Source organism: Flavobacterium sp. RSSB_23 (genome assembly GCF_051547145.1).
Taxonomy (GTDB): Bacteria; Bacteroidota; Bacteroidia; order Flavobacteriales; family Flavobacteriaceae; genus Flavobacterium.
In genome coordinates this window covers 427,002-442,499 of sequence record NZ_JBPTTO010000002.1, presented here as the reverse complement: position 1 = coordinate 442,499, position 15,498 = coordinate 427,002, and the positions used below count along the sequence as shown (strand labels likewise).

The 15,498-nt window shown below is 35.9% G+C and carries 15 protein-coding genes and 1 tRNA gene; 6 read left to right on the top strand and 10 right to left on the bottom strand.

Features of this window, described 5'->3' with window-relative positions:
- Positions 1-81 precede the first annotated feature (81 nt).
- Positions 82-687, top strand: a complete 606-nt coding sequence (locus tag ACSVH9_RS05370; RefSeq protein ID WP_438062807.1) for a hypothetical protein — start codon at positions 82-84, stop codon at positions 685-687.
- Here ACSVH9_RS05370 and ACSVH9_RS05365 read toward each other — a convergent pair.
- The 6 genes from ACSVH9_RS05365 to ACSVH9_RS05340 form a co-directional block, all read right to left on the bottom strand.
- Positions 682-1,380, bottom strand: coding sequence for a porin family protein (locus tag ACSVH9_RS05365; protein ID WP_438062806.1), 699 nt, complete (start codon positions 1,378-1,380; stop codon positions 682-684). The genes ACSVH9_RS05370 and ACSVH9_RS05365 overlap by 6 nt on opposite strands.
- Before the next feature lie 106 nt (positions 1,381-1,486).
- A complete protein-coding gene (locus ACSVH9_RS05360) occupies positions 1,487-2,443 on the bottom strand; it encodes a TIGR01212 family radical SAM protein (RefSeq protein WP_438062805.1) in 957 nt (318 codons plus the stop codon).
- 94 nt (positions 2,444-2,537) lie between these two features.
- A tRNA-Ser gene (locus ACSVH9_RS05355) sits at positions 2,538-2,624 on the bottom strand.
- A gap of 56 nt (positions 2,625-2,680) precedes the next feature.
- On the bottom strand, positions 2,681-3,709 hold the full coding sequence (locus ACSVH9_RS05350) for an asparaginase (RefSeq protein ID WP_438062804.1): 1,029 nt from the start codon (positions 3,707-3,709) through the stop codon (positions 2,681-2,683).
- Positions 3,699-4,835, bottom strand: coding sequence for a 1-acyl-sn-glycerol-3-phosphate acyltransferase (locus ACSVH9_RS05345; protein ID WP_438063033.1), 1,137 nt, complete (start codon positions 4,833-4,835; stop codon positions 3,699-3,701). Before ACSVH9_RS05345 ends, ACSVH9_RS05350 begins: the two co-directional genes overlap by 11 nt.
- A gap of 66 nt (positions 4,836-4,901) precedes the next feature.
- Positions 4,902-5,669, bottom strand: a complete 768-nt coding sequence (locus ACSVH9_RS05340) for a TatD family hydrolase (protein WP_438062803.1) — start codon at positions 5,667-5,669, stop codon at positions 4,902-4,904.
- 84 nt (positions 5,670-5,753) lie between these two features.
- On the opposite strand from ACSVH9_RS05340, the gene ACSVH9_RS05335 reads away from it, so the two are divergent.
- Entirely contained in the window at positions 5,754-6,191 is a 438-nt protein-coding gene (locus tag ACSVH9_RS05335; protein WP_438062802.1) for a retropepsin-like aspartic protease, read from the top strand.
- A gap of 58 nt (positions 6,192-6,249) precedes the next feature.
- Entirely contained in the window at positions 6,250-7,725 is a 1,476-nt protein-coding gene (locus ACSVH9_RS05330) for a T9SS type A sorting domain-containing protein (protein WP_438062801.1), read from the top strand.
- Positions 7,726-7,849: 124 nt separating this feature from the next.
- On the opposite strand, the gene odhB is transcribed toward ACSVH9_RS05330, so the two are convergent.
- Positions 7,850-9,076 (bottom strand): 2-oxoglutarate dehydrogenase complex dihydrolipoyllysine-residue succinyltransferase, encoded by a 1,227-nt coding sequence (gene odhB, locus ACSVH9_RS05325; RefSeq protein ID WP_438062800.1) that lies wholly within the window; start codon positions 9,074-9,076, stop codon positions 7,850-7,852.
- A gap of 82 nt (positions 9,077-9,158) precedes the next feature.
- Positions 9,159-11,948: a 2-oxoglutarate dehydrogenase E1 component gene (locus ACSVH9_RS05320; RefSeq protein WP_438062799.1), complete on the bottom strand. Its 2,790-nt coding sequence runs from the start codon at positions 11,946-11,948 to the stop codon at positions 9,159-9,161.
- Positions 11,949-12,063: 115 nt separating this feature from the next.
- Between ACSVH9_RS05320 and ACSVH9_RS05315 the strand changes: the two genes are divergently transcribed.
- Complete coding sequence (locus tag ACSVH9_RS05315; RefSeq protein ID WP_438062798.1) at positions 12,064-12,600, top strand: hypothetical protein; 537 nt, start codon at positions 12,064-12,066, stop codon at positions 12,598-12,600.
- A gap of 3 nt (positions 12,601-12,603) precedes the next feature.
- Here ACSVH9_RS05315 and ACSVH9_RS05310 read toward each other — a convergent pair whose 3' ends face one another.
- Positions 12,604-12,957, bottom strand: coding sequence for a hypothetical protein (locus ACSVH9_RS05310; protein WP_438062797.1), 354 nt, complete (start codon positions 12,955-12,957; stop codon positions 12,604-12,606).
- A 48-nt stretch (positions 12,958-13,005) separates the two neighbouring features.
- Complete coding sequence (locus tag ACSVH9_RS05305; protein WP_438062796.1) at positions 13,006-13,980, bottom strand: polyprenyl synthetase family protein; 975 nt, start codon at positions 13,978-13,980, stop codon at positions 13,006-13,008.
- A gap of 279 nt (positions 13,981-14,259) precedes the next feature.
- On the opposite strand from ACSVH9_RS05305, the gene ACSVH9_RS05300 reads away from it, so the two are divergent.
- Positions 14,260-14,790: a YceI family protein gene (locus ACSVH9_RS05300; protein WP_438062795.1), complete on the top strand. Its 531-nt coding sequence runs from the start codon at positions 14,260-14,262 to the stop codon at positions 14,788-14,790.
- Positions 14,791-14,885: 95 nt separating this feature from the next.
- Complete coding sequence (locus ACSVH9_RS05295) at positions 14,886-15,485, top strand: TetR/AcrR family transcriptional regulator (RefSeq protein WP_159688362.1); 600 nt, start codon at positions 14,886-14,888, stop codon at positions 15,483-15,485.
- The last annotated feature ends 13 nt before the right edge of the window (positions 15,486-15,498 follow it).

The following is a 15,498-nucleotide window of genomic DNA, read 5'->3' as shown; positions in this document are numbered from 1 at the left end:
TTGTTTCATATTTCTTGCAACGTTAAAAAAAACACGCAAAAGGCTATTTTAAATATATTTGTAGATGAAAACCCAAATGCTTTGAAAAAAATACTTCCTTTCTTTTCGTACTTATTCCATCCTGTGTTTATTCCGTTGATGGCGACGTTATTTTATTTTTATTATAACGAAACCCTTTTTGAACTAAAAGAAAAAGGATTTGTTTTGCTACAAATTACCATTTTAACGGTTGTGGTGCCCATTCTTATTTATTTTTTACTCAAAGCACTCAACAAAATAGATTCGGTGATGGCTTATGACTTGGACCAACGCAAGATTCCTTTGGTTTTACAAAGTTTTTTATTCATTCTATTGGTAAAAAGAAGCATCACGATTGACCGCTACTTTGAATTGCATTTCTTCTTTTTGGCAGCTTTGATGAGTACTTTAATTGCGCTTTTGTTGCTTTTTGCAAAAATAAAAGCGAGTATTCATATGCTTGCTTTTAGTTCACTGACGGTATTTGTTACAGGATTGCATTTACATCATCCCAATCATTTTCCGCTAATTGTTCCTTTTCTAATTTTTATGAATGGGGTTATCGCTTCCTCACGATTGGTGATGCAAGCACACACCCCAAAGGAATTGATTATTGGCTTTCTGTCTGGGAGTATTCCGCAGTTGTTGCTCTTGGTAGTTTGGTTATAAAATATAAAAAATCAACCCGAGATTAAGACTTCGTAGTTGTACTTTTTCAGTACCAACTTGCCCTGATTTAAATAATGAGTTTACGCCATAATGCACATAAACATTGAAGGTATTGTAACCTGATGCCAAGTACACCCCATAGCCCAATTTATTCAAATCGGGATTGTTTCGGATAATTACATTGGCTAGAGTGGCATCATAAACATTACGGTCATAGACCAAATAACTCAATTTAAAGCCTGCGTAAATACGCCAAAACTTTGTGCTTTCAAAGGTTGAAGCCCGCCATCTTAACTCAATCGGCAAATCGGCAGTAAGCGTTGTGAATCGGTTTGTACTGTAGGTTCCATCTCCCAAAATAGCATAATTGGGTGATTGATTGGTGCCAGACACCCCAAAGTTATGATTGTAATTATTGTATGTCATTCCAAGTCCTGCAGCAATAGCATAAGTCCTGTTTTTGTTCACAGGCATATCACGTAAAAAACCGCCCGTAAAACCTGTAGATATCTTATCTTTCGAATAATTTTCTGGACCATTGACCATAGTATTGTACGTAATTCCAATGTAGAACTGGTCCTCTCGATACAAAGAATCAATTTTGACCCTAGGTTTTTCTTCATTACCAGTCACATCTTGAGCAAAAGCCAAACTCCCAGATAAAAAAACAAAAAGAAAGATAAAAACGCGCATACTACAAGAAGTTAAAATGAATGACCAAGATTTATTCATTGGCTTTGCCAAAACACAAATATACTACTTTGAACTCAAAATGATTGCGGAGTACAACAACCAACTTCTATTGGTTTTGAAAATCATACGCAGCACCTTGAATTATATTCCGACTAGCAATTTCCTTATCCATATAATTCTGAATCAATGTTTTCTTTAGCCCCCAATTCGGAGCGATAAGCAAATCCCAATCTGAAATACCAAACAAGCGCTGAATGATGATATCGGGTCGCAACAACGGAATCAATTGACACAGTAAATTAGTATATTCTTCTAGAGTAAAGAGAGGAAAGGGATTTCGTTTGTAATGCACCCCAAGAATAGAACCTTCTACGATATGCAGATGATGGAATTTGACAAATTTTATTTGAGGAAACCGATTAATTTCGTGAACATACTGCAACATCATTTCGTTGGTTTCTCCGGGAAAACCAAATACAGTATGTATACACAAATCAATGGGACTATTAGCAAAAAGCCCTACCGCATCAACAAATTCTTGATGAGAACATCCTCTGTTGATTTGCTGCAAAGTGGTATCGTATATGGACTCCATTCCCATCTCGACATCTACATCCCATCGGTCACAATACGATTCTAGCAAGGCAACTTTATCAGCATCGAGACAATCTGGACGAGTACCAACCGATAAGCCAACAATCACATCGGGTGCAGCAGCTAAGGCCTCGTCATAGCATTTTTTCAAATACTCCACAGTCCCATAGGTATTGGTATTGGGTTGAAAGTAAATGATAAATCGTTCGGCTTTATAGGCTCTTTGGGCTCTTTCTATGCCTTGAAGCACTTGCTCGGTAATGCTGGGTAATTTACGGGAAAGTTCTGGGGTAAAAGAGTCGGTGTTGCAATAGGTACAACCTCCAAACCCTTTGCTTCCATCTCGGTTTGGACAACTAAAACCAGCGTCTACAATTACTTTGTATACCTTTTGTCCGTTGTATTTTTCACGTAAAAAAGTACCGTAATTGTTATAGCCTTTTCGCTCTGCTGTTCCACTTGTTCCCATCCTGCAAAAATACTCATTTTTAGGAAGAGGACGCTTTTCGCAATGGAGTTAAATAAAAAAAGCTCCTGTAAAAGGAGCTTTAATTTTTGTTTTGCAGAGAGGAAGGGATTCGAACCCTCGATACAGTTACCCATATACTAGCTTTCCAGGCTAGCTCCTTCAACCACTCGGACACCTCTCTAATTGGGATTGCAAATAACATAAAAAAAAATGAGTTACAAAAGGAAAAACTTATTATTATCCCATTTCTCCTCGTATCGCATTTTCGAAGGTGTTTTTAAAATCTGCCGCTGGAATATTCTGCCCCAAAAGATGCATTAACTTAGTAATCGCAGCCTCTGTCGTACAGTCTTTTCCAGAAATAACACCAATCTTTTTCAATTCTGAACTGGTTTCGTATTTCCCCATATTGACACTTCCGCCAGAACATTGCGTAACATTTACAATATGTATCCCAGAAATGATGGCTTGTTGTAACAATTCAATAAACCATTCCTCCGTGGGGGCATTTCCAGAACCATAAGTCTCTAGAACAATACCTTTCAAATCAGGAATATGCACTAGTGTTTCCAATACTTTTTGATTGATTCCTGGAAACATTTTTAGAATCACCACTTGGGTATCAAATACCTTATGAACGCGCAAAGGTTGGTTTTCATCTAAAGGCAGCAGTAAATCTTTATTGACCTTTAAATGCACTCCTGATTCTATCAAAAAAGGATAATTAGGCGAAGTAAAAGCATTAAAATGTTCCGCACTAATCTTTGTTGTACGATTACCTCGGTACAATTTGTATTCAAAATACAAACCGACTTCTGTAATCACTGGTTTCCCATTTTCTTGCAAGGATGCAATTTGTATAGCGGTAATCAAGTTTTCTTTTGCATCGGTTCTCAAGTCTCCGATGGGCAATTGAGAGCCTGTAAAAATTACTGGCTTTCCTAGATTCTCCAACATAAAACTCAAGGCAGAGGCAGAATACGACATCGTGTCTGAACCGTGTAATACCACAAAACCATCAAAAGCTGTGTAATTTTGCTCAATCACTTCGGCAATAGCTACCCAACTTTTTGGACTAATGTTCGAGGAATCGATAGGATTTTCAAAAGAAATAGTTTCAATAGCACAATCCAATAATTTCAATTCTGGAACGCGTTGCAAAAGCTTACTAAAATTGAAGGCTTTGAGCGCACCTGTCTCAAAATCCTTTTGCATACCAATCGTTCCACCGGTATAAATCAAAAGTATTTTGGTATTAGAATGCATCGGTATATTTTAATTTATTAACTACTGGATTTGAATACATCGACAAAAAGCCCTCTAAAAGAACAGGATTATCGTGGTCGATTCGCATTTCTAAACGACGCTCGAATAACGATTTTTCATTTTCCGTGTACAAATGTGAATATTGATTCGTTTTATGCAAAATATCGTAGGCAATAAAATTGGTTGGCCATAACTTATAGTTCGTCAAAATCGCATCATCTATGGTTTGTGCCAAGGCTAAAACTTGTTTGTTGGCATTTTCCTCATTGGCTACAATAGTATCAATTTCGGAATCAATAACTTTTCCAATGTGAATATGAATGCGCTTTTTTTGCCCTAAAACACCACTTAAAATGTTTTGAAAATCTTCGTTTTTCTCTTTAACATAGATTTCATTATTTGCTTCTGCCATCAATTGTGGCATTTTGAGTACATCGGTTGGGTCGTATTCATAGGAAATAGAAACGGGTACAATTTTAATTTTCTTAAAATACTCCATCACATTTTTATCCTCCGAAGCCATTCCCAACATTTTCAAAACCCCAGGATTGGTAGCGTCGTTTCCGTCTTTGGTTCTTCCTTCGCGTTGCGCAATCCAAACCGAACGGTTTTCGTGCAACAACAATTGCTTGATATATTCAGAAAGCAACTTAGAACTTTGCAGCATTTCTCTTGGTGAAAGTCCACGAAGTACCAAGAAATTTCTATTGAGTTTGGCTAATATTTTTAGGAACGATTTCTTAACCAAATTATCTCCAATGGCCGAAGCCGTCATCACCAATCCGTGTTCGAATAGTGTAGCGTTGAGTAAAGTGGTGTCTAGTAAAATATCTCTGTGATTCGAAATAAACAAATACGAAGTGTTTTTTTCTAAATGCTCAAATCCAGAAGTCGTTAACCCTTCAGAGCTTTTCTCTAAAATTTTACGTGCCGATTGGTAAATAAAATTGCATTGAAAATCACGAATAGAATGGGTTCTCTTGAGTTGTTCCTTCCATACCTCATCTGCTACATCAGGGAAAGAAAAATTCATTAATGCTTTCATCATCGGATGCTGAATCACATCGGATAGCGCATCGTTTACTTCGGTATCATAAAATGGCCGAATGGAGTCAAATTTTTGCATTTTGATTTTCATTTTTAATGGGAACAAAAGAACAAAAAAAAACGGAAACTTAAGGTACTTTTCGGCTTAAATCCCAAATATGCGTTTCGAATTCTCTGTTGTAATCTGAGCAATTTCGGTTACACTCAAGTTATAAATTGCAGCCAACTTTGCTGCTACATTCACCACATAACTGCTTTCGTTTCGCTTGCCGCGAAAGGGAATCGGAGCCAAATAAGGCGAGTCTGTTTCGAGTACAATGTGGCGTAAATCAATGCGGTCTAAAAACTGGTCAATTTTTCCGTTCTTAAACGTTACTACACCACCAATTCCTAACAACATATTATAAGAAATGGCCTGTAATGCTTGCTCATAGGTTCCCGAAAAACAGTGGAATATTCCAAATAATTCTGGACTTTTCTCTTCTTCTAGAATTTCAAAAATTTCATCAAAAGCCTCACGACAGTGAATAACGATAGGTAATTTGTATTGCTTAGCCCACTGAATTTGTTGTCTAAAAGCAATTTGTTGCTCCTTAAGATGCGTTTTGTCCCAATACAAATCGATGCCTATTTCACCAATGGCGTAGAACTTTCGCTTGGATAGTTCGGAAGCAACATGCGCTAACTCGGCTTCGTAATTGTCTTTCACATAAGTTGGGTGCAAGCCCATCATCAAAAAAACATTCTCTGGAAAATCCTGTTCCAAATCATACATTGCTTGAGTACAAGTCGAGTCAATAGCTGGAATAAAAAAACGAGAAACGCCAGCATTGATGGCACGTTGTATCATTTCGCCTCGGTCTTGGTCAAATTCTTCAGAATATAAATGGGTATGCGTATCAGTAAGTATCATTGTATCATTTTTGCGGGACAAAGTTAGCGTTTTGCCCTAGTAGTTTTAAAATTTTTAGGCTACTTTTGAAAAGGCACTTTTATTATGGAAAATCTACACGCAATCTTACAAACCGAAAACTACCAAAAAATCCGATTCAAAATCATTAAAACCCAGCATTTATTGGTCAAAGCCAAAATCAATGGTATTGCGGGTAATTTCATACTCGACACTGGCGCTTCAAGCAGTTGCGTAGGTTTTGAAGGCATCGATTTCTTTCAGTTAAAGGCCAAAAAATCCAAAACCAAAGCCGCAGGCGCAGGCGCTACTGGAATGCTAACCCAACTTTCTACCGACAACAAACTGCAACTAGGCCGCTGGAAAACCGATGATGCCGCACTAGTGATTTTCGACTTATCGCACGTCAACGAAGCACTTACCCAACACAAAGCCAAACCCGTTCACGGCATTATCGGCGCCGATATTCTCCTAAAAGGCAAAGGGATTATTGATTACTATAATCATTATTTGTATTTAAAGTAATTTCTTGTAAAATATACTATATTTGTTTCTAGGACTCCTATTTAACAAATATATACCTATGAAGAAAACTTTACTATACTTGTTCTTTTTAATGTATTCTACTTTTTATTCACAAGTAATAACAGTAACACCACTCACTACTCAATCACCATGTAATGGCACGAACTTTGGACAAATATTAATTATGGCAACAGGAGGAACGGCACCCTATAGCTATAGATTATTACCAAACCCAAACTTTCAAAGCAATAATCTGTTTACAAACTTAAGCCCAGGCAGTTATACCATAGAAGTCAAAGATGCCAATAACATTGTTTCGATGCCATACTCTGCAATCATAACAGAACCTACACCATTAATAGCTTCCTCAAGCATTACTACACCTATAAACTGCATAAGTAATGCTACAATAACGGTTATTGCAACGGGAGGTACCGCTCCTTACACGTATTCAAAAGACGGAATTACATATGTACAAAATGCCATTTTTGATAATTTAAGCGCAGGAACGTACGGAATCTATGTAAAGGACAATAATGGCTGTATCGACTTAAACTATACCACTATTTCGCCTTTAGCTCCTTTAAATACTACAATTACAACAACAATTGTTCGTTGCAATGGTAATAGCGATGGTTCAATTACTGTTAATGCCTCTGGAGGAAAAACACCATATACCTACTCGATTGACAATGGAGTGACTTTTGGACCGAGTCCTGTTTTTACAAATCTTGTAGCTGGAACTTACAACATAACTGTAAAAGATGATTTAAACTGTATGACTACATCTACAACTTTTTTAGTCGAACCAACTGAATTGCAAACCATTATTTCAACAATCAATCAAATAGCAACGGCAACCACAATTGGAGGAAACGGCACTTATACTTATTACTTAGATGATTCTACTATTCCTCAACAAAGCAATACTTTTAGTAACTTAGTTCCTGGTCCGCATACTATAACAACTAAGGACACAAATGACTGTATCTTTATCTCACCAATTTTCACTATAAACACTCCGGCTCCTCTTGTAAATGGCAGCAATACTACCATTCAAAACTTCACTCAAGGGCAAACCCTTGGAGATTTAATAATTCCAGGCGAAAACATTAAGTGGTATAGCAATGCCTCTCCATCTTCAGGAAAAAATAAAAAAGCTTCTGAAACAACTTTACCATTAACAACAATCATTGTTGACGGAACTACTTATTATGCTTCGCAAACAATAAACGGAATCGAAAGCAAAGAAAGACTGGCTGTAACTGCAAAGCTTAATACTTTAGGAACTACCGATTTAATTTTAAAGAATTTCACATACTATCCAAATCCAGTAAAAAACATTCTTACCCTATCAAATACTTCAGTTATTGAAGAAGTACTCCTAATTTCAATTAAAGGAGAAAAACTTTTAGTAAAACAAATAAACAGTTTACATGCTGAAATTGATTTATCTAATTTTCCAAAAGGGGTTTACTTTCTAAGAGTAAAAGCAGAAGATGCTGTAAAAACAATGAAGTTAATAAAGGACTAAATTGAACCAAAAAGCCTAAGGTAAAACAAACCTTAGGCTTTTCTATTTCAAAATTATGATTATAAAAAAAATCCCAAAAACCAGTATTGGAATTTGGGATTTTGTGTATTTAAAATGGAATTGACTACAACTCAAATGCTTTTTTAGGATTGTTATCGCAAAGCAACTCCACTGGATTTTCTAATGCTTCTTTCACTGCTACCAAGAAACCAACTGACTCGCGTCCGTCGATGATTCGGTGGTCATAAGAAAGAGCTACGTACATCATTGGGTGAATTTCAACTTTTCCGTTTACAGCAATTGGACGCTCGATGATGTTGTGCATTCCCAAGATTCCTGACTGTGGAGGGTTGATAATTGGAGTAGACAACATTGAACCAAAAACACCACCATTAGTAATGGTAAAAGTTCCTCCTGTCATATCATCTACAGTGATTTGTCCGTCGCGTGCTCTCAAGGCCAAACGTTTGATTTCGGCTTCAACTCCACGGAACGTCAAGTTTTCTGCATTACGAACTACTGGCACCATTAAACCTTTTGGTCCAGAAACTGCGATAGAAATATCACAGAAATCGTAAGCCACTTTGTAATCACCATCCATCATAGAGTTGACGTCTGGATACAATTGTAACGCTCTAGTTACCGCTTTGGTAAAGAAAGACATATAGCCTAAACTTACTCCACCGTGTTTTGCTTTGAAAGCATCTTTGTACTCGTTACGTAAATTGTTGATAGGCGTCATGTTTACTTCATTGAAAGTAGTCAACATTGCCGTATCGTTTTTGGCAGCTACTAATCGCTCAGATACTTTACGACGCAACATAGACAATTTGGTACGCTCTACTCCACGTGAACCTCCTGTTGGAGTTCCCATAGATGGTACTGCATTTATCGCGTCTTCTTTAGTAATTCTACCTGCTTTTCCAGTTCCAACAATGGTTTCTGGAGCTATATTTTTCTCATCTAATATCTTTCTTGCCGCTGGCGATGGAGTGCCTGCTGCATAACTTGGAGCTGCTGGAGCTGCTTTTGGAGCTTCAACTTTCACTTCTGCTTTTGGAGCTTCGGCAACTGGTGCTGCTGCTGCCACTGGTGCTGCACCTGATGGTTTTGCTGCTCCAGTATCAATTAAACAAACAATAGCGCCTACTGCTACTGCGTCACCTTCTTCGGCTTTAAGGGTAATTACACCGCTTGCTTCTGCTGGTAACTCTAAGGTAGCTTTATCTGAATCTACTTCAGCAATCGCTTGATCTTTCTCTACATAATCACCATCTTTTACCAACCAAGTGGCTATTTCTACTTCTTTGATGGATTCCCCTGGTGATGGGACTTTCATTTCTAAAATCATCTTCTGTTAGTTTATTGTTTGTAGTTTAAGGCTTATGGTTTCTGGTTTGTTTTTTATTAAAAACTAAAAACCACAAACGTTTTTATCTAAATAAATTTTTGTCAAATACCATTCTAATTGCATCTGCGTGACGACGTTTAGCACGAGTATAGCTTCCTGATGCAGGAGCCGCATATGCTTTAAGCGATGCTAATCTCCATTTTACCAAATCAAAATTAGCTAACATATACGTGTAAGCCCCCATATTCTTAGGTTCTTCTTGTGCCCAAACATAATCGTCTACATTTGGATATTGAGCGATAATCGCTTTTAACTGCTCGATTGGTAATGGGAACAATTGCTCAATACGAACAACAGCCACATCATTTCTACCATTATTAGCTCTTTCTGCTGTAATATCATAATAGAATTTACCTGTACAAAAAACTAATGTTTTCACATCTGCTTTATTTACTGTAGTGTCATCGATAGTTTCTTGGAAACCACCATTAGTGAATTCTTCTACTGTAGACACACATCTTGGGTCACGTAATAAACTTTTCGGAGAGAATACAATTAATGGTTTACGGAATTTCGTTTTCATTTGTCTTCTCAACAAGTGGAAGAAGTTGGCTGGTGTTGTACAATCGGCCACATACATATTATGACGCGCACACAATTGTAAATAACGCTCCATTCTTGCAGAAGAATGTTCCGCTCCTTGTCCTTCGTAACCGTGAGGCAATAACATCACGATTCCGTTTTGATTGTTCCATTTGTCTTCTCCACAAGAGATATATTGGTCAATCATAATTTGTGCACCATTTGAGAAATCTCCAAATTGTGCTTCCCAAATTGTCAAGGCATTAGGATTTGCTAAGGCATATCCATAATCAAAACCTAAAACACCATATTCAGAAAGGAACGAGTTGAAAACATTGAATTGTCCTTTTTTATTTGCTACATTATTCAACAAAATCACTTCTTCTTCTGAATCTTCTACTTTTACTACAGCGTGACGATGTGAAAAAGTACCTCTTTCTACGTCTTGTCCAGATATACGAACGTCATATCCTTCTGTCAATAAAGTACCAAAAGCTAATGCTTCTGCAGTTCCCCAGTCGATAGTGTCATTATCGTAACCTGTTTTTCTATCCGTAACAATTTTGGTAATCTTGTTAATGAATTTCTTGTCGGATGGCAATGTAGAAACGGTTGCTATAATTGAATCTAAAGTTTCTTTTGCTACTGTTGTATCCACTTTTTGCAACATTACATCGTCTGAAACTTGTTCAAAACCTGTCCACTCATTTTGCATAAATGGAGTAATGATGGTCAAATCTTTTTTACGGGATGCTTCTAAATTACTTTCTAAAACTGCTTTGTATTCTTTTTCAAGTTCATTAACATATGAAGCGTCAATTACCCCTTCAGATAATAATTTTAAAGCATAAATATCTCTTGGATTTTGATGCTTTGCAATGATTTTATATAAAACTGGCTGTGTAAATCTTGGCTCATCTCCTTCGTTATGACCATATTTTCTATATCCTAACAAATCAATAAATACATCGCGACCAAATTCCATTCTGAAGTCTAAAGCAAATGACATTGCATGTACTACTGCTTCTGCATCATCAGCATTAACGTGTAATACTGGAGATAAGGTAACTTTAGCAACGTCCGTACAATAAGTTGATGAACGTGCATCATTATAATTGGTAGTAAAACCAACTTGATTGTTGATTACAATATGAATGGTTCCTCCGGTTTTATAACCATCCAATTGCGCCATTTGAATGATTTCATACAATATACCTTGACCAGCAATTGCGGCATCACCGTGTACTGCAATTGGCAATACTTTAGAGAAATCATCTGCAAAATACTTGTCTTGTTTTGCTCTTGTAATTCCTTCTATAACTGCACCAACCGTCTCTAAGTGTGAAGGGTTTGGCGCTAAATTGATATTGATTTTCTTTCCTGAACGGGTTACTTTGTCGGCTGTTAATCCTAAGTGGTATTTCACATCACCATCAAAATATTCTTGGTCATAATCTTTACCATCAAACTCTCCAAAAATATCTTGAGTAGACTTTCCGAAAATATTGGCTAAAACATTCAAACGACCACGGTGTGCCATTCCCATTACAAACTGTTCTACTCCTTTTTCTGCTGCTTTTTCTATTAATGTATCCAAAGCAGGAATTATTGACTCCCCACCTTCTAGAGAGAAACGTTTTTGTCCTACATATTTAGTATGCAAAAAGTTTTCAAAAGAAACGGCTTGGTTTAATTTATTTAAAATGACTTTTTTCTCATCAGCAGAAAAGTTAGGCTGATTATCATTCACTCTGATTTTTTGACGAATCCATTCTACAACTTCTGGTTTACGAATATATACGTATTCAATACCAATATGTTGGCAATAGATTTTTTCTAAATGCCCGATAATTTCACGCAAAGTACATGGCGCTACACCAATTACTTTGGCAGCATCAAAAACGATATCTAAATCAGCTGCTTGTAAATCAAAGTTTTCGATATCTAAAGATGGTGAATACACACGACGATCACGAACAGGATTTGTTTTCGTGAATAAATGTCCGCGAGTTCTGTACCCTTCTATTAATTTGATTACTTTAAATTCCTTTTGTAATTTCTCAGAAACTTGAGCGTTAGAAACAGAACATGAATCGCCAGAAGCTTGAACTGTAGTAGTAACAACCTGATTAACAGCTTGCTCTTCATTGTAAGTAGTCATTCCAAAGTCAAACCCTTGAAAGAAACTTCTCCAGCTTGGCTCAACGCTATCTGGATTCTCTAAATACTGATCGTATAATTGTGCAAAAAACTCGGTATGTGCTGCGTTTAAAAATGAAAACCTATCCATAATATTGTTTGAATGTATTTTTAAAATAGTCCGACAAAAGTACAATAAACAGTTATAACTAATTCATTTTTTTGCTTACTTTTACCTCTGTTTTTGTTAAATTAAACCTAATATTATGAAAAAATATAGTTTTTTTACGGCATTTAAAGCCATTTTGGTTTTTGTACTCTTTAGTTTTACGAAATCGATGTATGCGCAACAATCCAATTCGAATACTTTTAGCAAAAACATTCAATTTGGTGGAGGTGTTGGATTGAATTTTGGCTCAGGATTTACTGACATTTCTATTTCACCAAGCGCTATTTATAACTTAAATCAATATGTGGCCTTAGGAGCTAGTTTACAATTTGGATATATAAAAGCAAAAAACAGTTATGAAACCTATACTTATGGTGGAAGTTTAATTGGATTGGTAAACCCCATTCCAGAAATTCAGTTATCGGCAGAACTAGAACAATTGCGATTCAATACTGACTTCAGAACCATTACTGGTAACTTGGCTTCTGATAATTTTTGGAATACAGCCTTGTTTCTAGGAGCTGGATTTAGAACTAACAATGTTACTTTTGGAATTCGTTACGATGTGCTACACGACGACAGCAAGAGTATTTATAGTGAAGCCTATATGCCGTTTGTGAGGGTTTATTTCTAGGATTTAACGATAATAATTTCTAAACCACACCTTCTGCCATTCTCGTTTCAGAATCAAAAAAGAAACTTGTCCTGCTAATTCTACAATATCTGAACCATCGAGTTGCTTGATTTCGTTTTCTGGCACATCAATAATATAAAGTAGGTTTAAATATTCGGCGAACTTATACTGAATGAGTCGGTAAATTTTTTCGTGCAATTGAATTTTGAGTTCTTCAGGCGCAATACTCATCGGAAAATCTATACCTTCATTAGCCAAATTAAAATCCTTGTTAATTTGCTCCACCAATTTCAAATACAAATTTTCAACAGAAGCTTGAGTCAGAAGTAAATCGGTATTTTTTGGAGCTACATACATAAGGAAACTATTTGAAAGAATGCATTAAAATTGGTATTGATTGTGGCTCTATACTTTCCTTTGCATTAAGTTTTCGCCAAAAGATTGCAATAAAGCTTTTTTATCAGCATCAATATTCATTTTCTCTAGTGTCTCAAATGCATTTTGAGTAAACTCTTTTATAGCATCTTGAGTCGCTTGAGACGCACCACTTTCATTAAAAATCTGCTTCACTTCCTCAATTTTAGCCTCAACATTATCAGCATATTCAGTAAATAAATACAACAATCGGGCTTGTAAAGTAGCATTCGAAAACTCCATTGCTTTTAGAAACAAAAAGGTTTTTTTGTTCTCAATAATATCACCACCTACTTGTTTGCCAAAGGTTGCAGGGTCACCAAAAGCATCTAAATAATCGTCTTGCAATTGAAATGCAATTCCTAAATTCAAACCAAATTCATATATAAGCTTAGCATTGGTTTTGGATGTTTTTGCAATAATCGCTCCCATCTTCATCGCAGCTGCTACTAAAACGGCTGTTTTGAATTCAATCATTTTCAAATATTCAGGAATCGTAACGTCGGTTCTTGTTTCAAAATCAACGTCCCATTGTTGCCCTTCACAAACTTCGAGAGCCGTTTTGCTGAATAATTTGGCCAATTTTCGAAATATTTTTGGTTCGTATTTTTCAAAATATTGGTAGGCTAAAATCAACATTGCATCACCAGATAAAATACCTGTATTTGTATCCCATTTTTCGTGAACCGTTACATTTCCTCTTCGCAAAGGAGCAGCATCCATAATATCATCATGAACTAGAGAAAAATTATGAAAAACCTCAACTGCCATTGCTGCTGGAAGCGCTTTTTCATAACTAACATCAAATATCTCAGCACTCATTAAAGTCAAAACAGGTCGCATTCTCTTTCCGCCCAATGACAATATGTACTGAATTGGGTCATAAAGATTACGAGGTTCTTTTAGAATAATTTGATTTTCTAAATAAGCAACAAAAAAGGACTGATACGCGGAAACTGACTGCATGACTGTATATATTCGATTAGCAAAGCACCAAAGATACAATTCAGGAACATAATATCACTAGAAAAAATGCTTGTGCTCATTAATTTCATGTGTAACAATTGTTAAATTTTGATTACCGAAAACGTTTTAGATTGTTAAAAACGATGGAAACTCGAAATACAACGGAAACTTTTTTGGTATCTAAAGTTTCCTTTCTATATTTGCCTCGTCAAAATGTTTAGTTATTTGTATAAATAGTAAAACAACTAAGTTTCCAAAAACAAATTAAACCACACCCTCATGAATCCAAAATGGGCCATCAATTCTAATCAATCCGACGTATTGATAGAAGCAAGACATTCAGTTATAGCGTATTTGGGTGGCAACACAAACTCCTTCAGCGGCTACGTAGTTATGGACCAAGATACTATAGAAGATGCAGCAGTAGAATTCTCATTGGATGTAAATAACAACTACAGCAAAATGGAGCAAATGGATTCTCATGCCAAACTAAGCGACTTTTTTGACGTAGAAACGCATCCTACCATCCGATTCAAATCGACTTCTTTTCAGAAAGTAAATAAAAACATCAATTTCATAAAAGGTGATTTGACAATCAAAGATGTCACCAAAACACTAGAATTAGACACCGAATTCATTGGTATACATAATTATGATGGCCAACAAAAAGCATCAGTAGAGGTTACTGCCAAAATAAAACGAAGTGATTTTGATTTGTGGTACAATAACAATTATCAGCATAGCGGAATTTCTATTGGTCAAGATATTAAATTGGTAGCCAACTTAGAATTTGAAATATTAAAAAATTGATAATCAGTATTTTAAACAAGTTTTTAAATTTACTTTTGTCTCAACCTATCCAACATACATCACAACAACAAATAGCATAAAAAGTTATAATACTCATGAAAGAAAAAATAATGGCTAAAGCAGGTGAACTGTTTTTGAAACTAGGTTTCAAAAGCATCACAATGGATGATATAGCCGGAGAAATGTGTATTTCAAAAAAAACTATTTATAAATATTTCTGCAACAAAGAAATATTAATCGAAGAAAGTACTGAAGTCATGCACAAAGAAGTGCACCAAAGTATTAACGCCATTGTGCAACAAAACCATAATGCCATTCAGGAAAATTTTGAAATCCGAAAAATGTTCAAAGAGATGTTCAATGCTGGTGATACCTCTCCAATGTATCAATTAAAAAAACATTACCCAGAAATCTACAACAAACTAGTTGATAGAGAAGTCAATGAGTGCAATACCGTTTTTAAACAAAACATCGAAAAAGGAATTAGAGAAGGGTTGTACCGTTCGGATATACCTGTAGAAACCTATGTGAAGTTCTATTATACACTGGTCTTTGAAATCAACGGGAATACAATTTCCGAAAAAGAAGCCCAACAACTAGAATTAGAAGCACTTGAATACCACATTAGAGCTATGGCAACTTTAGCTGGAATTATTGAACTAGAAAAACAATTAGAAAATCACTCCATCATATAATCATTAATCAATT